The sequence below is a fragment of the Phyllobacterium phragmitis genome (genome assembly GCF_002980495.1).
Lineage (GTDB): Bacteria > Pseudomonadota > Alphaproteobacteria > Rhizobiales > Rhizobiaceae > Paramesorhizobium > Paramesorhizobium phragmitis.
In genome coordinates, this window is the sequence record NZ_PVBR01000015.1 from 12,259 (window position 1) to 31,444 (window position 19,186).

General features: G+C 58.7%; 18 protein-coding genes, 1 tRNA gene and 1 pseudogene. 7 read left to right on the plus strand and 13 right to left on the minus strand.

The features are described from left to right. Nucleotides 1-32 precede the first annotated feature (32 nt). From C5748_RS18610 to C5748_RS18620, 3 genes are all read left to right on the plus strand, one after another. Entirely contained in the window at nucleotides 33-1,004 is a 972-nt protein-coding gene (locus C5748_RS18610) for a beta-ketoacyl-ACP synthase III (protein WP_105743441.1), read from the plus strand. A gap of 118 nt (nucleotides 1,005-1,122) precedes the next feature. Continuing rightward, entirely contained in the window at nucleotides 1,123-1,443 is a 321-nt protein-coding gene (locus tag C5748_RS18615) for an integration host factor subunit alpha (protein WP_105743442.1), read from the plus strand. 230 nt (nucleotides 1,444-1,673) lie between these two features. Beyond that, entirely contained in the window at nucleotides 1,674-2,216 is a 543-nt protein-coding gene (locus tag C5748_RS18620; protein ID WP_105743443.1) for a MerR family transcriptional regulator, read from the plus strand. A 411-nt stretch (nucleotides 2,217-2,627) separates the two neighbouring features. On the opposite strand, the gene C5748_RS18625 is transcribed toward C5748_RS18620, so the two are convergent. The 5 genes and pseudogenes from C5748_RS18625 to C5748_RS18650 all read right to left on the minus strand — a co-directional run bounded on the left by C5748_RS18625 (nucleotide 2,628) and on the right by C5748_RS18650 (nucleotide 6,562). After that, nucleotides 2,628-2,704 (minus strand) — tRNA-Pro (locus C5748_RS18625). Nucleotides 2,705-3,119: 415 nt separating this feature from the next. Then, nucleotides 3,120-3,629: pseudogene (def, locus tag C5748_RS18630) on the minus strand (peptide deformylase); the annotation flags it as partial. A gap of 194 nt (nucleotides 3,630-3,823) precedes the next feature. Further along, nucleotides 3,824-4,390, minus strand: coding sequence for a chorismate mutase (locus C5748_RS18640; protein ID WP_105743446.1), 567 nt, complete (start codon nucleotides 4,388-4,390; stop codon nucleotides 3,824-3,826). Nucleotides 4,391-4,943: 553 nt separating this feature from the next. Next, nucleotides 4,944-5,153, minus strand: a complete 210-nt coding sequence (locus C5748_RS18645) for a hypothetical protein (protein ID WP_105743447.1) — start codon at nucleotides 5,151-5,153, stop codon at nucleotides 4,944-4,946. A 278-nt stretch (nucleotides 5,154-5,431) separates the two neighbouring features. Further along, nucleotides 5,432-6,562, minus strand: a complete 1,131-nt coding sequence (locus C5748_RS18650) for a helix-turn-helix transcriptional regulator (RefSeq protein WP_105743448.1) — start codon at nucleotides 6,560-6,562, stop codon at nucleotides 5,432-5,434. A gap of 170 nt (nucleotides 6,563-6,732) precedes the next feature. Between C5748_RS18650 and C5748_RS18655 the strand changes: the two genes are divergently transcribed. Both C5748_RS18655 and C5748_RS18660 read left to right on the plus strand, forming a co-directional pair. Beyond that, nucleotides 6,733-7,119, plus strand: coding sequence for a DUF6152 family protein (locus C5748_RS18655; RefSeq protein ID WP_105743449.1), 387 nt, complete (start codon nucleotides 6,733-6,735; stop codon nucleotides 7,117-7,119). Nucleotides 7,120-7,130: 11 nt separating this feature from the next. Next, nucleotides 7,131-7,601 carry a DUF2214 domain-containing protein gene (locus C5748_RS18660; RefSeq protein WP_105743450.1) on the plus strand — a complete coding sequence of 157 codons (471 nt, stop codon included), beginning with the start codon at nucleotides 7,131-7,133 and terminating at the stop codon, nucleotides 7,599-7,601. Here the strand turns inward: C5748_RS18660 and C5748_RS18665 are convergent. The 4 genes from C5748_RS18665 to C5748_RS18680 all read right to left on the minus strand — a co-directional run bounded on the left by C5748_RS18665 (nucleotide 7,570) and on the right by C5748_RS18680 (nucleotide 12,140). Next, nucleotides 7,570-8,835 (minus strand): O-antigen ligase family protein, encoded by a 1,266-nt coding sequence (locus tag C5748_RS18665; protein ID WP_105743451.1) that lies wholly within the window; start codon nucleotides 8,833-8,835, stop codon nucleotides 7,570-7,572. The genes C5748_RS18660 and C5748_RS18665 overlap by 32 nt on opposite strands. Next, entirely contained in the window at nucleotides 8,832-10,376 is a 1,545-nt protein-coding gene (locus C5748_RS18670) for an undecaprenyl-phosphate glucose phosphotransferase (RefSeq protein WP_105743452.1), read from the minus strand. The genes C5748_RS18665 and C5748_RS18670 overlap by 4 nt, the downstream gene beginning before the upstream one ends. Before the next feature lie 86 nt (nucleotides 10,377-10,462). Further along, nucleotides 10,463-11,599, minus strand: coding sequence for a glycosyltransferase family 4 protein (locus C5748_RS18675; protein ID WP_105743453.1), 1,137 nt, complete (start codon nucleotides 11,597-11,599; stop codon nucleotides 10,463-10,465). Between the two features lie 10 nt (nucleotides 11,600-11,609). Further along, on the minus strand, nucleotides 11,610-12,140 hold the full coding sequence (locus tag C5748_RS18680; protein ID WP_105741382.1) for a polysaccharide biosynthesis/export family protein: 531 nt from the start codon (nucleotides 12,138-12,140) through the stop codon (nucleotides 11,610-11,612). Between the two features lie 329 nt (nucleotides 12,141-12,469). Here C5748_RS18680 and C5748_RS18685 point away from each other — a divergent pair, with 329 nt between their 5' ends. Then, the gene (locus C5748_RS18685) at nucleotides 12,470-14,671 is read left to right on the plus strand and encodes a GumC family protein (protein WP_105743454.1); all 2,202 of its coding nucleotides are present in this window, start codon (nucleotides 12,470-12,472) and stop codon (nucleotides 14,669-14,671) included. On the opposite strand, the gene C5748_RS18690 is transcribed toward C5748_RS18685, so the two are convergent. Continuing rightward, nucleotides 14,666-15,808 (minus strand): GNAT family N-acetyltransferase, encoded by a 1,143-nt coding sequence (locus C5748_RS18690; protein WP_105743455.1) that lies wholly within the window; start codon nucleotides 15,806-15,808, stop codon nucleotides 14,666-14,668. The genes C5748_RS18685 and C5748_RS18690 overlap by 6 nt on opposite strands. A gap of 70 nt (nucleotides 15,809-15,878) precedes the next feature. Beyond that, nucleotides 15,879-16,097 (minus strand): DUF2842 domain-containing protein, encoded by a 219-nt coding sequence (locus tag C5748_RS18695; RefSeq protein ID WP_105743530.1) that lies wholly within the window; start codon nucleotides 16,095-16,097, stop codon nucleotides 15,879-15,881. 206 nt (nucleotides 16,098-16,303) lie between these two features. Between C5748_RS18695 and C5748_RS18700 the strand changes: the two genes are divergently transcribed. Then, entirely contained in the window at nucleotides 16,304-17,377 is a 1,074-nt protein-coding gene (locus tag C5748_RS18700; RefSeq protein WP_105743456.1) for a COX15/CtaA family protein, read from the plus strand. Here C5748_RS18700 and C5748_RS18705 read toward each other — a convergent pair. After that, on the minus strand, nucleotides 17,365-18,186 hold the full coding sequence (locus tag C5748_RS18705; RefSeq protein ID WP_105743457.1) for an aminoglycoside phosphotransferase family protein: 822 nt from the start codon (nucleotides 18,184-18,186) through the stop codon (nucleotides 17,365-17,367). The genes C5748_RS18700 and C5748_RS18705 overlap by 13 nt on opposite strands. Further along, a complete protein-coding gene (gene argC / locus C5748_RS18710; protein ID WP_105743458.1) occupies nucleotides 18,186-19,121 on the minus strand; it encodes an N-acetyl-gamma-glutamyl-phosphate reductase in 936 nt (311 codons plus the stop codon). The genes C5748_RS18705 and argC overlap by 1 nt, the downstream gene beginning before the upstream one ends. Nucleotides 19,122-19,186 lie beyond the last annotated feature (65 nt).

Genomic DNA, 19,186 nt, shown 5'->3' on the forward strand with positions numbered 1-19,186 from the left:
GCGCCAGCTTTGTATATGACAGGAAAACAAGCATGATCAGATCCATCGTGAAAGGCGTCGGCGCTGCAACGCCCGCCCGCATCATGAAGAACGCCGATTTCGAAGGCATTGTCGAGACGTCGGACGAATGGATCGTTCAGCGCACCGGAATCAGGCAGCGCCATATCGCGGGCGAGGGCGAGACCACCGTTTCGCTCGGCGCTGCCGCGGCGCGGGCGGCACTTGAGAATGCCGGGCTGATGCCCGAAGACATCGATGTGATTATTGTCGCGACATCGACGCCCAACCACACCTTTCCGGCGAGCGCCGTTGAGATCCAGAAGGAACTGGGCATCACGCACGGCTTCGCCTTCGATGTGCAGGCCGTATGCAGCGGCTTCATCTATGCCCTTACCACCGCCGACCTCTATATTCGCGGCAGCCTGGCGAGGCGGGTGCTCGTGATCGGTAGCGAGACTTTTTCGCGCATTCTGGACTGGACGGACCGCACGACATGCGTCCTTTTCGGGGATGGCGCCGGCGCCATGGTGCTGGAAGCGGGAGAGGGCCATGGCTTGACCTCCGATCGAGGTGTCCTGGCTGCGAATTTGCGTTCGGACGGTTCGCACAAGGAAAAGCTTTACGTCGATGGCGGGCCATCGACCACGCAAACGGTCGGTCATCTGCGCATGGAAGGCCGCGAAGTGTTCAAACATGCTGTCGGAATGATAACGGACGTGATCGAGGCGTCCTTGGCCGATGCGGGTATTACGGTGGACGATATAGACTGGTTCGTGCCGCACCAGGCAAATAAGCGCATCATCGATGCATCCGCAAAAAAGCTCGGTCTTGCCGAGGAAAAGGTGGTTATTACAGTCGATCGGCACGGCAATACATCCGCTGCGTCGGTTCCGCTGGCGCTGGCGGCGGCAGTCGCCGATGGACGTATCAAGAAGGGCGATCTCGTGCTTTTGGAAGCCATGGGCGGCGGATTTACCTGGGGGGCCGTTCTCGTTCGCTGGTGAAGGGGCTTTTTATCGCTTTGCCCGATCGAGGCGGCTTGACCCCGCTGGAACTCATTGTGTAACGTCCCGTAACTTAACTATATTATTTGTTGCAATCGCTAACCAAGTAGGTTCCGTCATGGGGGGAAAGACTGTCACGCGCGCCGATCTGGCAGAGGCCGTCTACCGCAAGGTGGGACTTTCGCGCACAGAGTCGGCCGCATTGGTGGAAATGATACTCGACGAGGTTTGCGACGCGATTGTGAATGGCGAAACGGTTAAGCTTTCGTCTTTCGCGACGTTTCATGTCCGTGAGAAGAACGAGCGTATCGGTCGCAACCCGAAGACGGGCGAGGAAGTGCCGATCCTTCCGCGCCGCGTGATGACATTCAAGGCGTCCAATGTGCTCAAGCAGCGCATTTTGCAGGCGCATCAAAGCCGCAAGCGCAAAACCGGCTGAGAATTCGTCATTTTTTGCGAATTTCATGAAACAACGGTTGGTAACCCGATCCCAACGCTTGAAAGACCGCGCATAAATCGCTGATATTAAGAGGCGAATCGTACTCCCTGGAGCATTGCGCGCCCATCTGGACGCGCAAAGGACGCTCTGAGTTTTTATATCTACGCATCGTGCTTTCCGAAGATCGATTTCGATTTTCGGGCCGATTTTGTAGCCGGAAGGGGACGCGCATGGACAAGAGCCCGGATGCTTTCAGGACGATCAGCGAAGTAGCCGAAGACCTCGGTCTGCCTCAGCATGTACTGCGTTTCTGGGAAACGCGATTTACCCAGATCAAGCCGATGAAGCGCGGCGGCGGACGCCGTTACTACCGCCCGCTCGATGTCGAACTGCTGAAAGGCATTCGCCATCTCCTCTATGATCAGGGCTACACGATCAAGGGCGTGCAGCGATTGCTGCGCGAGAACAGCGCTCCATTCGTCATTGCGCTTGGTAATGGCGACGTGGCTGCGGTTGAGGCGATCACGCGGCAGAAACAGACAGCCTTGGCAAAGGAAGCCGCCGATAGCGGCGAGGCGGATGGAAACGACGCTCTGCCTGCAGGCATTGCCCGGCCACAGCCCGGCCGCAAGCTTTTCGGCCTGCTGAAGGGCGAGGAAGACGGCCCGATCGGCGCGGATGACAAGCGCCTTTCCAAGGATAACCGAACCTTGCTGCAGGAGGCGCTTTTCGATCTCCTCGAGTGCAAGCGCCTGTTGGATCAGGTCCGCTGACGGTGGATTTCCAACGCAAATCTAGGAAAAGTGCGTAGCGGGTTTCCCCGGGGAAAGCAGCAACTGCTTTTTCCAAGGACTTGCGGGGAAACAAAGGGCCGGAGCGTCCCCGGTTACGTTAAGGCGGCAGGCCCGGCCATCGCGAGAGCTGGTGCGATTGAGGCCCTTTCCCCATTACCGAAAGCAGTTTTCAAGACCATCGATGAGACGGAATATTCTCGGCGCAGGTGGGGGAATATGAATGTCGTGCAGCCATCTTGATTCGAAGGCCGATCTTGGCGCTGCCCGATCAATTGATGCCAACCGAAGCTGCGCAATTCTGCCAAACGAAATTGCGCTACAGAGATTGTAAACTATCAGAAATACTGAAAACTGCCCAATCACTATACGGTAGCTAAGTGATTGATATAATGGTCGGAGCGGCGGGATTCGAACCCACGACCCCTTGACCCCCAGTCAAGTGCGCTACCGGGCTGCGCTACGCTCCGAACCGTCGAAAGCCGTAGATTATCAACGATTTTTTCGCAAGGCCTAAATCAGACTTTTGGAACAAAAGTGGGCGTTCCTCACCGGTTTACGCTGTTCCGTGGTAGAAAGTCCCACGGATATTCCGCAATTGTTTTAGCCACTATCTGCCGTGATCCGCCAGACGTGCAACAGGGTGGCGGTCATGCGGGATGGCAAGATCATGGAAATCGCGGACACGGAGGCGCTTTTCGAGCATCCGCAGCAGAGCTATACGCGTCATTTACTCGACTTGATGCTAGAGCGCCGTGCGTCCAATTGGACGCACAAAGGACGCGTCTCAAGCCTTTGAATCTACGCATCGTGCTTTCCGAAAATCGATTCCGATTTTCGGGCCGATGCTGTAGGAGTTCCCCCGTCCTGGGGCTCGTCGAGCGGCTTGGTCTTTTCCTGCTCCGCTAGAACTTGGCTGACGATGGCGTCGCGCTCCTCGGCGGGAAGATAGTCAAGGAACAAGACGCCGTCCATATGATCTATCTCGTGCTGAATACAGGTTGCGAGCAGCCCATCCGCCGCAAGCACCTTCTCGTTGCCTTCGACGTCGAGATATCTGACCGATATTGTGGCGGGGCGTCTGACTTCTCCGCGAAAATCACCCACCGACAAGCATCCCTCTTGATACGTACTTTGCTCGTCGGATGTTTCGACGATCTCGGGATTGAAGAGAATGTGAGGGGCCGGCTCGCCGTCACGGTATGAAACATCGGTCACCATCAGGCGCAAGAGACTGCCGACTTGAACGGCGGCAAGCCCCGCTGCCTTTGCCGCATATACCGTGTCCAACATGTCCTGTGACAGCGCGCGCACATCATCATCGATCTGATCGACTGGTTTCGAAACTTGTCGCAACAACGGATCGGGGTATTTCACAATTGATAAAACGCCCATGAAGATACTCGCAGGTCAATCGGATTGGTCACAATGGATCGGTATCACAATGATGCAAAAGGGAGCATTTTTCCTCGGGATCGGCAACACCAAGAACGTCCTCCCACGATATTGCCGCGGTGCTGCCGAGCGTGTCGCCATGAAGAACGGCATTTCTGGCACTGCACCGCTATCCACGAGCGCGATACACTGATTTACTCGGGTTTCGCACAAAGCGCCCCTGTCGCACGAACAAGAGCCCAACGGTGCAGATCATCTGCAGCGGCATCGGCGATGGTCGAGGCGACCCATTGGTTACACCGCGCATCCCTGCGATAAGGATCGAACGCTGCAAGACGTTCGAGCAATGTGTTCTGCAATCGATCCAGCTGCGCACGGATTTCGTGCAGGTCTGGATGCGACCCGGAAGGCGCTTTCCCAGTCTGTACCCACTGCCACAGCAGCCCGTACTGAACGAGCTTGTTCGCCTCGATCTGCGCCGAGAAGAAGCGTTGCGTCGGGTCGGGCTCAAGGCGGAAACGCGATGCCTGAGCGGGTACTGCAGTCAGAACGGCTTGCTCCCTCTTCAGATCTTCCACAGGCGCATGACTAGCCCATTTACTCAACGCAACCTGATCGGCGATGGCAATGCGCTGTGCAATGGCGTCGATCAATGGCGTCAGAGCATCGGGGGCAGCTTCGGCCCGTATCGACATCGGCGATAGAAAGAGCCCAATCAGAAGTATTGCCCATAGAAACCTTTTTACCCGTAACGTTCGCATGCCTTATTCCTCCTGGGCATCTCACAGTGTGATCTTAAACTCAGCTTTTGGGCTTATGTGTGGTCCAGGCATTATAGGAGAGGGGCATCGTAAATTGGAGATTGCTGGTCGAAATCTCATCCATCCGTCAGGGCTATTCCACCTCGGCGGGATTAGGATGTTCGGCGCGTCAAAACGGAACAATCTGGGTGCATCAGGGTTTTTCTGAAAGAGAAAGGAGTATCGAAATGCCCGATCCGAAACAGCCGGTTCCGGACGAAGAGCCGCCCATGCCGGCTCCCGCATGGAAGCCTGAGCCGATCGAGGAGCCGGAGCCTGACGTTTTGCCCGATGAAGTGCCGGTTCCCAATCCTGACGAGACTCGTGAGCCGCCATTGCACGCAGCCAACGGCCAGCAGCCACGGCCGGTTCCCCCTGGGCCCCGCCCTGGGCCATTCCCGGATCCAAATCCGGTGCCGCAACCGACACCTGATCCCGAACCGGCCCCGGCACCTGGTCCGGCACCACCGAGGCCTACCATGTGAGGAGCGCGGTGGTCTACGGACAGCAGAGCCTATAGTGAAGACCGGCGTCCATGGGAACGTCCGTCGAAGCGGAAGGGCAGTTTCACTTGCTGTTTGAAGCGAATAGCTTCCTCGTTCGCCATTTCTCTTGAATTCCCGCATCGCTCCAGAATCATTTCGGCTTGCATCGGCGTGATGCGATGCTTTTTGGCGAAATACTCGATTGAATATTGGTTTTGAGGGCTCGGATCGCCGGCCATAGTCATCATCCCCAGTTGCTACAGCGGTGCCAAGCTGCATCTACTATAGGATATCGCCGGCGACAGCTCCCATATGGGAGGGCCGCGCGGAATTTTTGATCTTCCGGTTAAATTGTTCGCGGTGCGAAGCAATGAATGGGAGTGGTTCTAGTGGTTTGTTTCTAACATTTGAGTCCGATGGAATTGGACGCAAATGTGTAAAAGAAACAAACACAAACAAAAGGTTATCTAGTGGTTGGGCCGACGTTTCGCGGGAGCGAAGCGTCGGAGTCAATCCACTAGGCCGCTATGGAGCCGACGAGCCGAACCAGATCGATCTGCCGATTGACCCCGACTTTTTCAAAGACGACCTTGAGATACTGGCGGGCGGTGCCGACTGAGATTCCAAGATGCGAGGCTGCTTCCGCTATGCGTGCCCCGCGGCATAGCAGTGCCGTCAGCTCCGCTTCCCGCTGGGTCAGCCCATATTGCGTTCGCATTTCGATCAGGGACAGATTGCGGCTCTTTTCAGGGTCCACAATCAGCAGGATCGCCGAGACACGCTGGTCTCCCAGTATCGCGCTGCCTGGCACAGCGGAGACAATGAACGGCAATCGTCCCGGAACGCTGGAAATCGCAAGCCGCATCTGTGCAAACGTCGAGCGGTTTGCCGTATCCTCCAGATCGTTCCGGTTTTCGTCGAGACCCGCGGCCACACGGATTGCAGCCTGGAGCCGGGCATTTTCTTTATTGGCCGTTGCGGATACCCCGTCGCGGGAAATCTTGAGACCTGCAGCATCACGCGCGATCATCTCTGCCCGCTTGTTCAGATAGAGTGGGCGGAACTCACGGTCTAGCACCACCACGGCGTCGCTCATGGCATTCAATATCTGATAGGTGCTTGAAGCGGCACGCTGCAAATTGGCAATGCGTCGCGCAATGCGGCTTGCCATGACGATGTGAGGCATCAGCATGTCCATGACGGTCAAATCGCCATCATCGAAATCGCGGTCTTTGGCGGCGGATCGACAGGCAATGGCCGAGACGATCTCCGTCCCATCGCGGCGAAGAGCAACGGAAGCGAGGCCGCCATTCAACGGCCGGATAATATCCTGATAGATAGGGGTGTTCTCCAACTCCTTCGGCGACATCAGGGAAGACATGCGTATAGTGGGGCCGGGGCGTAACTGACCCATCACCGCACCAAAATCATCGCTTTCCGCGATATATTCGAAAATGCGTGGATCGATGCCGGCCAGCCGGCTGCAAGTCCAGGATTGAGCAACATCCGTGTCGGAAAAACGATGCAGCACGACATGCTCGGCTCCCACGCTGGCACGCAACGCGTCGAGGAAATTTCGCTCATCGCCGTCTTCGGCCAGGCAACCATAGATCGCCTGCACCGCCCTAAGAACTTGGCCCGCTTTCATGCACCCGTCCTCTCCAGAGGGTTTGAAGAATGCAGTGAAACAGCGGAAGTTGCAAGCTATGGTGGAAACAGGCGTGGTACAGGTCGCCGATATCGAAAGCACCCGACTGCATTTGATTAATGCGCACACCGCGCCATTTCTACCATGTACGGAGCCAGATGGAGACAAAGATGACGATGAACATGTTCAGTCGGTTTCTGAGCGGCGGTGTCGTGGCGATGCTGATCGTCTCGGGCGCCGCGGCGCATCATGGTTGGTCCTGGGCCGAGGCCGAACAGATCGAACTCCGAGGAACAATCCGCGATATCTATATCGGGCCGCCGCATCCCACACTGGATGTCGAAACCGCCGATGACGGTGTATGGCGCGTGGACCTCGCCAATCCACGGCAGACGGAGCGGTCGGGGTTCGTTGAAGGCTCGGCAAAGGTCGGCGATGAGGTTGTCGTGCTTGGAAACCGGTCCACCGATCCGGATGAAAAGCACATGAAAGCGGTGCGGATCACGGTTGGCGGCAAGAGTTATGATCTTTATCCCCAACGCATAAAGACCAACTGACCGACGCGCTGATGGAACTGCTGCAGGCGCTCTCCGATTGGCCCGTCGCGGTCGTGCTGCGACGGTCCATGATCGCCTATCTGCTTGTCAATGCAGCGCATATCTTCTCGATCGGGCTCCTCGTCGGCGCGATCGTGACGCTCGATCTCCGAGTTCTCGGATTGTTCAAACGCTATCCGATCGCCGTGCTCGGTCCGCCGTTGTCGCATATGGCGATCGCGGGCGTCACCCTCGCCATCCTGACGGGATTTCTGCTCTTCACCGTTCGCCCGACCGCCTATGTCCAGAACAGTGCGTTCCTCGTCAAGATCGGACTGGTAGGCCTTGGCATCGTCAATGCGCTGATGGTCAACTACAATCGCCACTGGCGGCTTGCGCTTGCCGGCGGTGAAATGCATCTGCGGGTGCAGATTGCGGCATTGCTGTCGATCGCGCTCTGGGCAGGTGCTGTCATCGCCGGCCGCTGGATCGGCTTTCTCTAAGTCCGGACTTGGCTTCCAGCGCCGCACATCCCCAGATGATGCCGATCAGCAGATAGAAATGCCGCCAGTGATCGGTGTCGATCACATTGCCGATCAGGACATGCGTCAGGTAAACCACATAGGTACAGATGAGATATGGCTGCCACGGGCGGTCGCGCAGGAGGATGCGCAGGCCCATGCCGATGGTCAGCATCGTCATCGTCAGAAAGGCGGCGAAGCCGAGCCAGCCATAGTCGAGCGCCGCCTTCAGCCAGATATTGTGCGTATCCTCGCCATAGATCGGGCCGAATTCCAGCGGGCCGATACCGAGCGGATGCTGGACGGCGAGTACCAGGCCGTACCAGTGGCGCGCGAACCGGCCGATGCGGTCGCTGTCATACTCCTGCACCAGCTGGGCGCGTTCGAAGAAAAGCTGCGCCACCTGAGGTATCTGCAGTGAGGCGGCAATGGCGAGGCCGATGATCAGGAGCGCGAGTGCTGCGAGAATGATCAGCTTCAGGCGGAATTTGTTGTTGCGGTTGTGGATGGCCAGGATGAGCGGCAGGAGGATCATGACAACCGCCAGCATGCCCCATGCGGCGCGCGAGAACGACAGGAAAAGCCCGAAGACGAGAACCAGGAGGGGGACGAGATGCAGCGGCAGGGCGCGGAGCTTTCCCGTCAAAATCTGGTGAATGCTCCATGTTATAGGCAGGATCAGAAATGGCCCGAAGACGTTTGGATCCTGAAATGCCCCCTTGGCGCGCCCGTAGAGTGTGAAAATGTCGGCGCCCGGGAATGCATTGAAATAGCCGAGGATGCCGCAGACCGAGGTGATGAGGGCGGCCAGATAATAGGCCCGGAAGATCGTCGATAGCCTGTGATAATCCGCTTCGATGATGGCGGTGAAGAAAACCGCGGTGAATGCCAGGAAGAGCGATACGGCTATGTAGAGCGGTGCGCTCTTTAGATCGGGCATCTGGGTTGCCGATATCAATCCGCCGAAATTGAACAGAACCAGGAGCGCCAGAAGCACCGCCGCGGTACGCGATATCCTCAGGCCGAATAGCGCCCAGATGGCGATCAGCCCGGCCATGTAGATCTCGTAAGGCGCCGGTTCGTCGATCACGAACCCGCTCAGGAAGACGCCGAGGCCGATTGCAGCCTTCGATATCAGCCGGACGAGCGCCCGGTTGACCGCCGCCCGATCCGGGGCAGGCGGTGAACTGAGGCCATTTGCCGCCGTCGCGTTCAATAGGCGCTGTCCGTGTTGAGAAGGCGGATCGGCGTCAGGAACAGGATCTTGAGATCGAACCAGAGTGACCAGTTTTCGATGTAGTAAAGGTCGAATTCCGTCCGCATCTTGATCTTTTCGGCATTGTCGATTTCTCCGCGCCAGCCATTGATCTGCGCCCAGCCGGTGACGCCGGGCTTGACCTTGTGGCGGGCAAAATAACCGTCCACCACCTCATTATAGAGCAAATTATGCGAATACGCGGCGATGGCGTGCGGGCGGGGGCCGACAAGCGACAGCGTACCTACCAGCGAATTGAAGAATTGCGGCAATTCGTCGATCGATGTCTTGCGGATGAAGCGCCCGACCCGCGTCACTCGGGGATCGTTCTTTGTCACAGTCTTGCGCGCGGTCGGATCGCATTGTTCGATATACATCGAACGGAATTTCCAGACCTTGATGATCTCGTTGTTGAAGCCGTGCCGCTGCTGCTTGAAGATGACGGGCCCTTTGCTTTCCAGCCGGATGGCGATGGCCGTCAAAAGCATGATGGGCGAAAAGACGATGATCCCCAACAGGCTGAACACGATATCGAAAGCCCGTTTGGCGACGTAATCCCAATCGTTGATCGGCTTGTCGAAGATGTCGAGCATCGGCACCGCGCCGATATAGGAATAGGCGCGGGGGCGGAAGCGAAGATGATTGGTATGCGCCGACAGCCTTATATCGACCGGCAGCACCCATAGTTTCTTGAGCATCGACAGAACGCGCGCTTCCGCAGTCAACGGCAAGGACACGATCAGCATGTCGATATGCGCGATGCGGGCGAACTCGATGAGTTCGGATATGTTGCCGAGCTTGGGATAACCCGCGACGATGGGCGGAGAGCGGCGATTGTCGCGATCGTCGAAGATGCCGCAGATACGGATGTCGTTGTCCGGCTGCTGCTCCAGCGACCGGATCAGATCCTCGGCGTTCTTGCCGCCGCCGACAATGACAGCGCGTCGTTCCATCGTGCCGTTGCGTGCCCAGCCACGGATCTTGCGCGCAATGATGAAGCGCAGCACGACGAGCATGGCGAGACCGGTGCAAAACCAGGTAACGAACCAGAAGCGCGAATATTCGATCGAGATTTTCATGAGAAATCCCGTCAGGGCGAGCATCGCGAAGACGCCTATCCATGCCAGCAGCAGGCGTCCGACATAATGTGCCGGACTGCGCAACGCCATGACCTGATAGCCGTCCGTCATCTCGATCAGCACTACATAGAGCAATGCGCCCGCCAGGATCACCAGCGGATAGACATAGGCGAGGTGGGTTTGAATACCCACATAGACCGCGAAGATCACCAGGCCCGAAACCAGCACGAGCCCGAATTCGGCGATGCGCAGGAGCCCGCTGACCATGACTGGTGAGATGGTATCGCGGCGATACTGGTGGGCGACCTGACTGGCGATCGGATTGAGCGTGACGGGCTGCGACGTCTCGCTTCCGTTCTCGGCACCGTCAAGCCGGGTGAGCGCTTCCCTGCTGAAAGGTCCGCTCGGATGTTTTTTATTCATTGTTGCGCCTCGCCCGGAAGATCGCAGAAATCTCGTTGCTCTATATAATATATACCCGCCAGCCACTAAGAAAGGCTTGATGTGGTTCAGCGTCTCAGCGCCGTCCGGTAGACATCATCGACGGCTTCCGCCATCGCCGCCACGCCGAACCGCCGCCTTATATCCTCATGATCGGGCATTTTTCCCCGATAGGCGACTGGATCGGAAGCAATCTCGGCCATCTTCTCCGCCAACGCCTTGACCGTGGGCGCGACCAGCGTGGCCGGATTCTCACCCAGAATTTCAGGAATGCCGCCGACGCGGGTGGCGAGGAGGGGCTTGGCGGCGGCAAGCGTCTCCAGCACGATATAGGGCATGGCCTCGGCGCGGGAGGGGACGACGACCGTTTGCCCCAGGCGGAAGGCCTGACGCACCGGCATGGGATCACGGAATTTCACCCGGTCGGCCATGCCGAGCTCTTCGGTCAGGCTGATATAGCGCTGCTTGTCGGCGCCATCGCCCACGAGAATGGCCGATAATTTGCGGCCGGTGAGAGGCTCTGCTTCAGCGATCGCTCTGATGAACATGTCAGGACCCTTCAGGTCACGCATCATGCCGACATAGAGGAAATCGGCCGCATCGGCTGAAGCGCCTACCTTCTCGAAATCCGTGTCCGTTAGTCCGTTATAGATGACGACGCTGGCGCATTTCGGCTGTCCGATCTTCTGGACATAGCTGTCATGCTCATATTGCGAGACGAAGATGATGGTGTCGGTGAATGGCTCCATCATCCTTTCAGCCGCAAAGACCAGTTTCCCTTCCAATTCGTCCTTGCCGAAATGCAGGCTGCCGCCATGCGGCGAATAAAAACGGGCTACGCGAGACCTTGAAACCCGTAACACTGTGCCGAATATGCGCGAATAGACGCCGCCTTTGGCGCCGTGTCCGTGCAGGATATCCGGCCGCAATTTCTTGATGATCTTGTAAGTCTTGATGCCGGCGAGAATGTCGCCCGGCCCGACATGACGTTGCATGGCGATGCGGTGCACGCCCAGTGCCAGCTTGTCACGTATGCTGTCGAACAACTGGTCCTCATAGACACCGCCCGTCGATGAATCGCAGATGATGCCGATCTGGTGTCCCGCCGCGAATTGCGCGCTCGCCAGGTCCCGCACATGCCGGAAGATGCCGCCGACCGGCGAACGGAAGCAGTGGACGATGCGCAATGGCGATTCAGTGACCATTGATCATTCATCAAAACAGGCGTTCGCGGACATAGATGGTGTCGCCTGGCAGGAGGGGATCGGTGATGAGGACGCGTCCTGTGATGATCTTGCCGTTGAACTGCCTTGTGATATCGACATCGCTCTGGTTGGCGCGCGGCGAAAAGCCGCCGGCGGCGGCGATGGCCTTTTGCGCGGTCATGCCCGGCACATAGGAATATTGCCCGGCCGCGCCGACTTCGCCCATGATGAACACCGGACGGTAGCGGTCGATCTCGACGGAAACGTCAGGATCGCGCAAAAAGCCGTTGCGCAGCTTGGCGGCGATCGCCGCCTCGAGTTGCTGCAGGGTGCGGCCGCGGGCCGGCACCTTGCCGGCGAGCGGAAAGGCGATATAGCCGGAGGGATCGACGCTATAGGTGTTGGTGAGATCGGCCTGCTCGAAGACGGTGATGCGCAGCCGGTCGCCGGCATCGAGCATATAGGGCCGGTTGAGCGCTTCGTGGAAGGCGGCGGGCGCAGGGCGATAGCTGGCGCATCCGCCGATGGTAAGAGCCATCATGCCGAGAGCCGTCAGGAAAATGCGCCTTGTCTGCACCGCTTAGAACCCTTGCCGCTGCGCTGGCCGTTCTGCTCGACCCACGAGGTCGATATCCACACCGTCAGGCGCGCTTGTCACGCATGCCGTTATCGCCATGTTCTTATCGAATGATTAGGGTTAATGGCTGGTAAAGACATATCCTGAAATGCCGGCTTTCTTGAAAGAAGACGAGGCGCGTGCGGCGGCGTATTAACCGACTGATAATCTCCAATAACAATTGTCTAACAGCAGTTTAACGTGATGGTTACCATACGCATTTACCATGCTGAAAATTGGTATGGAGTAAGTTCATGTCTGGCGCAGGCTCCGTCGGAAACGATGTCGATATAGATATAGGCGCTCTTTTCGCCAGCCTTCGGCGCAACTGGCGTTTCATCCTGGTTGGTGCGCTGGCGCTTGCCGCGCTTGTTCTGCTTTTCTGCCTTCTGTCAACGCCGGAATATCGGGCCGAGACCCGGGTTTTGATCGAAACGCGTGAATCCATTTTCACCCGGCCCAATGGCGAAACCGCGGCCGACCGCCCGGTCCTCGATCAGGAGGGCGTCAAGAGCCAGGTGGAAGTTCTCACCTCCGCCGATCTCTTGAAGAAAGTGGGAGCCAAGCTCGATCTTGCCGCCACGGACGAATTCGGCAAGCCGTCGCTCCTGTCGCGCGGCCTCATCGCTCTCGGGCTGAAGCGGGATCCCTCGCAGATTGCCGGTGACGAAAACATGCTGCGCGAAATGCGCGAGCATCTGCAGGTCTATAATGTTCCCGATTCCCGGGTGATCGTCGTGCAGTTCTCATCGGAGGATCCCGCCCTGGCGGCCAAGGCATCCAACGCCATCGCCGACGAATACATCACCCTCCAGCGCGCCGCCAAGCTGCAGTCGAACGACGATGCGACCGACTGGCTCGAGCCCGAAATCGCCGATCTCAGCAAGCGGGTCAAGGAATCGGAAGCCAAGGTTGCCAATTATCGCGCATCCTCCGATCTCCTGGTCGGCCAGAACGACTCGACGCTTGCCACACAGCAATTGTCCGAAATCTCGTCCGAGCTTTCGCGCGTGCGCGCCAACAGGGCGGCAAGCGAAGCGAAGGCGGCGAGCATCCGCCGGGCGCTTGAAACAGGCGCGCCGCTCGATACCTTGCCCGACGTCGTATCGTCAGGCCTGATGCAGCGTCTGCGCGAGCGCCAGATACAACTCAACACCGATATCGCCGACCTTTCCACATCGCTTCTCGACGGCCATCCCCGTATCAAGGCTCTGCGCTCGCAGCTCGCCGACCTCAACCAACAGGTCCGCGGCGAAGGTCGCAAGATACTCAAGAGCTTCGAAAATGAGGCATCGGTCGCCAGATTGCGCGAGACTGAGCTGACGCGCGAACTGAACGGGATGAAGGCCCAGGCCGCGCGTGCTGGCGGCAAGGCGGTGGAACTGCGCGCGCTGGAACGCGAAGCGGCGGCGCAGCGCGAATTGCTCCAGACCTATCTGACGCGCTATCGCGAAGCGGCATCGCGCACCGACCACAACTACCTGCCGGTCGATGCGCGCGTGTTTTCGCGCGCCGATACGCCGGCGGAGCCCTATTTCCCCAAGACATTGCCGATTGTCGGCGCGACATTTGTTGCGGGTCTGCTGCTGCTTTCGATCTTCGTCCTGCTGCGCGAACTTTTCAGCGGGCGCGCCATGCGGCCGATTGACGGCGTTGCGCAGGCGCCGGCGAACGAAATCCAGATGCCTGCTGCCGATGAAACTGCGCAACCCGTTCCCGGGCGTGCGATAGCGGAGGAAAGAGCGGCTGCAGGCACGGAGTATCCGGCCCGCCCGCCCGCTTCCGCGGAAACCATTCAACAAATCTATGACAGCTACACCACCATTGGCGATGACGTTCCCGAGAATCCCCACAGCGTTCACGCCATCGCTTCGCGCCTGATCGAAACAGGCATATCGCGGGGCCTCGTTGTATCGCCGGAAGGCGATGATGGTTCCGCGGCCTCGGTTCATCTGGCACGCGAATTAGCCGATAGAAAACTCCGCTCCATCCTGATCGACATGACCGGCACCGGCGCGATCAGCAGGACGATGCTCGACGGCAAGACCGTGGCCGGCATCACCGATCTTCTTGCCTCGGAAAAGCAGTTCACCGATGTCATTCACAGCGATCACTATTCGGACGCGCATGTCATGCCGCTCGGCCTCGCCGATCCTGAACGCGCCATGCGGGCCATCGACAGGCTGCCGATCATTTTCGACGCACTGGAAGCCGCCTATGATTTCGTCATCGTCGAATGCGGCCCGTCAAACGCTGAAAGCGTGAAGAGGCTGACCAGCGCCACAACCCAGATCATCCTGAGCGTGGTCGATCCCGATGACAACGCCGTGGCATTGTCGGCGCTTGATCTGGACGAGAATGGATTTGAGGATGTCATCATCCTTACAGGCGCTGAATCCTCCACGCCGACTCCGCCATCCGGCGACGAAAATCCGAACCCGCGCCCGGCGCTATGAATGTTTTCTGGCGTGCAGGCCGCGCAATTTCTTGGCCACGGCCCATAACCGGGCGTTCTTCTTGATCGCAGCTGCGGCGGCGTTGCGTACCCGATATGCGGCGACATAGGAACGGCCCTTCAGCGTGAACCCGACCATGCTGTCATAGAGCGGCTGCTCTATATCGCACCAGTCGCGCTTGTAGGGCTCGTCGCCGATGCCGAAACTGTAGACGGCCATGCCGTCCTGGCAAGCTTGCATGATGTCTTCGAAGAAGAGGAATTCGCCAGGGCTCGCCGAAACGAACTCGTCTTCGGCAATGCCACCGAATTCCACCGTCAGACCGTCCATCCAATAGGATTTTCCGATGATGGCACGAGATCTTCCCGCCACTTCGAGCGCCTTCATCTCGAAGGTATCAGGTTCGTTGCCTGCGGCTTCGCCGAAGATCGAACGGAAGAATTTCCGCACCCCTGCATCGGCGAAAACATCGGTGACGCCGGTTTTAGCGAAGCGTTCGGCCTTCATCGCAAAGAACCGGTCGAGCATCGCGGTTGCCTCTGCCGCAGAGGTTGCCGTGACGATCCGATGTCCGCCTGCTTCCTCATAGCGACGGGCATGCTGACGATGTTTCTTGCGCTTGCGCTTGGCGTTGCTACGCTCGGTCACGGCATCGAAGCCGCATGAAAGCGAAGCCGACAGCACCGGATTGGGGTTGCGGGTTTTGTCGAGATGGAGCAGGGGATTGCTGAAGCCTTCGAGAAGATCGACCTGTCTTGACAGGAGTAGCGCATCGATGTCCGGCCTGGCCTGACGAATGGCGCGGGTGAGGGAGCGGATATCGCTCCGGCCGATCTCGGCTGCATGATCACGCGCAAGGACTGGAAAATTGCAATTGGCATGGGTGCCGCCGGGGAAGCGGGCGAACCGGATCGAACCCGACTTCACCACTTCGAGCGGAAGCAGCAGAACCGGGGTTTCCGAGTCATAAAGAGCGGCGACGAAACAATCCGCATTTGCGTGGTCGTGCCAGTTTCGCACCCAGGCGGCCGACTGGGGCAAGCCCCCGACAAGATCATTTTCTCCCGCCATTTGATCCCACAGGGCGAGGGCGGCGCTCATGTTGCCGAGAATACGAGGCGATAGGCTCTCAATCATTCCGCACCCTTCCAACTGCTTGCTGAACTCTTTTCATAAAAGCAATTGGTGAACGAATGATCGATGTTGCTCAGCCGTTTTTCTCGTGCGGTGGTTTTTCCATCCACCAGATGATCCACATGGCGGGAAGGATCCAGAGAATGCCGGTGACGAGAAAATAGATGAGATGCACCCAGCCGCTCGATTGCCCGAGATGGGCGACCGCTATGATCGTGGCGAGCAGCGCATAGATCGTGACCAGCGCCACCAGCAAAAAGGTCCCGATCAGTTTTTTCAGCCTTACCGGCATCGGCATCTCACTTTCGTTTCGCGTTTACCTAACGTTTCGAGGATGAAAGGAAAAGAGGAAAAGCGGTGCCGGGTCGCCGGATCAATAAGCCGCAACGCGACGGCGTGTCGCGTGGGGTCTGCTTGTAATGCGGACGGGGATGCGGCACCTATCCGCCATATTTTGACACTTATATCGCCTGAGCGCAGGCGTGGCGGAGCAATATCATGGCAGCAACGGCGATTGGCGGCGGTAATCTTGTTTCAATGACGGAGCAGGAAGACCGTAACCGGTGCGCCGTGCGCTATTGGCTTTATGCGGTTTTCCTCGTCCTCATCACCATTGTCATGGTCGGCGGTGCGACGCGCATGACCGGATCGGGCCTTTCCATCACCGAATGGAAGCCGATCCACGGCGTGATACCACCGCTGGGGCAGGCGGAATGGAACGAGGAATTCGAGAAATACCGGCAGATCCCTCAATACGAGCAGATCAACAAGGGAATGAGTCTTGAAGAATTCAAGGGCATCTTCTGGTGGGAATGGGCGCACCGGTTTCTGGCGCGTGGCGTCGGCTTCCTCGTGGCGATTCCACTGGCGTTCTTCTGGCTCACCGGCAGGCTGGAACGCGGGCTCAAGCCACGCCTCCTCGGCATATTGGCGCTCGGCGGCCTGCAAGGCGCAATCGGCTGGTGGATGGTCGCCTCGGGTTTGAGTGAACGCGTCAGCGTCAGCCAGTACCGGCTGGCAACGCATCTGACGCTGGCCTGCATCATCATGACAGCCGTCTTCTATGTGGCGCGCGGCCTCGTTACCTATAGCGAGCGCCCGGCAGAGCGGGGCATCACGCGCTTTGCCGGCTGGCTGGTAGCAGCCGTTCTGGTGCAGATCTATCTCGGCGGTCTCGTGGCGGGCCTGCATGCCGGCCTTACCTACAACACTTGGCCACTGATGGATGGCGCTGTCATTCCGTCCGACCTGTTCACGCAATCGCCATGGTGGCGCAATCTCTTCGAGAACCCGAAGACCGTGCAGTTCATGCACCGCATGTTTGCCTATACCGTGCTCGTCCTGGCTGCCCTTCACGCCGTTCAGGTCTGGCGCAACGCGCCCGATACCACCCATGCGCGCCGCACGGTGTTGCTGGTCGGTCTGATCCTGGTGCAGGCCGCCATCGGCATCGCAACGCTTCTGCTGAGCGTTCCGATCCATTGGGGCCTGACGCATCAGGCCTTCGCGCTGGTCGTGCTTGCCTTCGCCGTGGCGCACTGGCGCGCCTGCAAGGGCGCTTACGCGGGGTAGGCGGAGAAGCGCAGGCCTCTGAGCGCTGTGGCGATCTTCAGTTCCCGCGCTTCGTCCAAATCATTGCCGTCTTCGCGGTGCCAGGCGGCGGAAAGGCAGCCATAGGCGAAGCCGTAATCGAGAATGAAGGCTGGGTGCCGGTCGATGATGGGCGCGAAATGTTCCGCCATGCGCCTGGCGCGCGCGAGATCGAGACAGAGATCGCCCCTGTCGAGCGGATTGTAGAAGATATTGGCCGTATCGAATGCCGCGTCGCCGACAAGCCCATGCGGATCGATCGCCAGCCAGCCGCGCGGACTCTTGATGATATTCTCATGGTGAATGTCGCCATGCAGCGGGATCGGCGTATGCGGTGTCGCGAGCAGACGCTTGGCAAGCGCTGTGGCTTCGGCATAAATCGGCTTTTCGCCGGCTACTGCGAACAGGCTGGAGAAGTGTCTGTCCAGCGGTTGCAGATCGCCAGGGATAGGCGAGGGGGAGGGCGTGTGCAGCGCGGCGATGACCTGCCCGAAGATTTCAAGACACTCCCCGTCCTTGCCCTCATCGAGATGATAGCTGCCCGCATATTCGAGCAGCATAGACGTGCTCTTCAGATCGTATAGGCGCGCCGCGCCATGCCCGTCGCGCCAATGCAGGTAATGCGCCCCGCGCATCTCCTCCATTCCGGCGGGCTTCAATCTCTTGACGACCAGCGGAACACCCGGGCGGTCTTGGCTTTCCACCTTCCAGACAAGGCTTGAACGTGTGTCCGCCAACGGCTCGAACGAGCCGATATTCCATTCAGGGGGAAATATCGGCTTCGCGTCCATCAGGCCTTTCCGAGCATCAGGTTCATGTTCTGCACGGCAGCACCCGACGCCCCCTTGCCAAGATTGTCGAGTAGCGCCACGAGATTGGCCTGTCCGTCGCCTTCCGTACCGAAGACGAAGAGCTTCATGCGGTCGCTGCCGGCCAGTTCCTCGGCATCGACGCGCGGCAACTTGGCGCTCACTTCGAGCGGCACCACGTCCACGATGTCCTGTCCGCCATAGTGCTCGGCGAGCACCGCATGCACCTTTTCGAGCGACGGCGCGCCGTCGAGCTCGCTCAGGAACAGCGGCACCTGCACGATCATGCCCTGCGGGAAACGGCCGACGCTGGGACTGAAGATCGGACGGTGGTCGAGTCGGCCGTGCATCTGCAGCTCGGCGACGTGCTTGTGGCGCAGCGGCAGACCGTAAAGGAAATGGTTCGCAGCCAGATAGTCGGGATGATTCTTGTCCTCCATCTGCGCGATCATCTGCTTGCCGCCGCCCGTATAACCTGAAACGGCATTGACGCTGACCGGATATTCGGGGGCAAGCAGACCTGCATCTCGCAGGGGTCGGACAAGCGCGATGGCGCCCGTGGGATAACAGCCGGGGTTGGCGACGAGGCGCGATTCGGCGATCCGCTCGCGCTGGCCCTTGGCGAGTTCGGCAAAGCCATAAGCCCAGTCGGGATGGACGCGATGCGCCGTCGACGTATCGATGATGCGGGTCGAATTATGTCCTTCGAGCAGCGATACCGCTTCGCGCGAGGCATCGTCCGGCAGACAAAGGATCGCAACATCGGCGGCGCGCAGGTAATCGGCGCGCATATCCTTGTTGCGCCGTTCTGCCTCGGGGATCGACAGCACGTCGAGATCGTCGCGGCTGCCAAGCCGCGTCCTGATCTGCAGCCCCGTAGTGCCATGTTCGCCATCAATGAAGATCTTCGGTTTCATCAGCTTTTGCCTTTAGCTCATATTTTTCAAGATGATGCGGAAATGTTCGGATTCACTTTCCGAAG

What these genes read in the sequence shown, in the direction of transcription:
- C5748_RS18610 (WP_105743441.1), top strand. Translation starts at nt 33, where the DNA reads ATGATCAGATCCATCGTGAAAGGCGTCGGCGCTGCAACGCCCGCCCGC.
- C5748_RS18615 (WP_105743442.1), top strand. Translation starts at nt 1,123, where the DNA reads ATGGGGGGAAAGACTGTCACGCGCGCCGATCTGGCAGAGGCCGTCTAC.
- C5748_RS18620 (WP_105743443.1), top strand. Translation starts at nt 1,674, where the DNA reads ATGGACAAGAGCCCGGATGCTTTCAGGACGATCAGCGAAGTAGCCGAA.
- C5748_RS18640 (WP_105743446.1), bottom strand. Translation starts at nt 4,390, where the DNA reads ATGCGAACGTTACGGGTAAAAAGGTTTCTATGGGCAATACTTCTGATT.
- C5748_RS18645 (WP_105743447.1), bottom strand. Translation starts at nt 5,153, where the DNA reads ATGGCCGGCGATCCGAGCCCTCAAAACCAATATTCAATCGAGTATTTC.
- C5748_RS18650 (WP_105743448.1), bottom strand. Translation starts at nt 6,562, where the DNA reads ATGAAAGCGGGCCAAGTTCTTAGGGCGGTGCAGGCGATCTATGGTTGC.
- C5748_RS18655 (WP_105743449.1), top strand. Translation starts at nt 6,733, where the DNA reads ATGACGATGAACATGTTCAGTCGGTTTCTGAGCGGCGGTGTCGTGGCG.
- C5748_RS18660 (WP_105743450.1), top strand. Translation starts at nt 7,131, where the DNA reads ATGGAACTGCTGCAGGCGCTCTCCGATTGGCCCGTCGCGGTCGTGCTG.
- C5748_RS18670 (WP_105743452.1), bottom strand. Translation starts at nt 10,376, where the DNA reads ATGAATAAAAAACATCCGAGCGGACCTTTCAGCAGGGAAGCGCTCACC.
- C5748_RS18675 (WP_105743453.1), bottom strand. Translation starts at nt 11,599, where the DNA reads ATGGTCACTGAATCGCCATTGCGCATCGTCCACTGCTTCCGTTCGCCG.
- C5748_RS18680 (WP_105741382.1), bottom strand. Translation starts at nt 12,140, where the DNA reads ATGATGGCTCTTACCATCGGCGGATGCGCCAGCTATCGCCCTGCGCCC.
- C5748_RS18685 (WP_105743454.1), top strand. Translation starts at nt 12,470, where the DNA reads ATGTCTGGCGCAGGCTCCGTCGGAAACGATGTCGATATAGATATAGGC.
- C5748_RS18690 (WP_105743455.1), bottom strand. Translation starts at nt 15,808, where the DNA reads ATGATTGAGAGCCTATCGCCTCGTATTCTCGGCAACATGAGCGCCGCC.
- C5748_RS18695 (WP_105743530.1), bottom strand. Translation starts at nt 16,097, where the DNA reads ATGCCGGTAAGGCTGAAAAAACTGATCGGGACCTTTTTGCTGGTGGCG.
- C5748_RS18700 (WP_105743456.1), top strand. Translation starts at nt 16,304, where the DNA reads ATGGCAGCAACGGCGATTGGCGGCGGTAATCTTGTTTCAATGACGGAG.
- C5748_RS18705 (WP_105743457.1), bottom strand. Translation starts at nt 18,186, where the DNA reads ATGGACGCGAAGCCGATATTTCCCCCTGAATGGAATATCGGCTCGTTC.
- argC (WP_105743458.1), bottom strand. Translation starts at nt 19,121, where the DNA reads ATGAAACCGAAGATCTTCATTGATGGCGAACATGGCACTACGGGGCTG.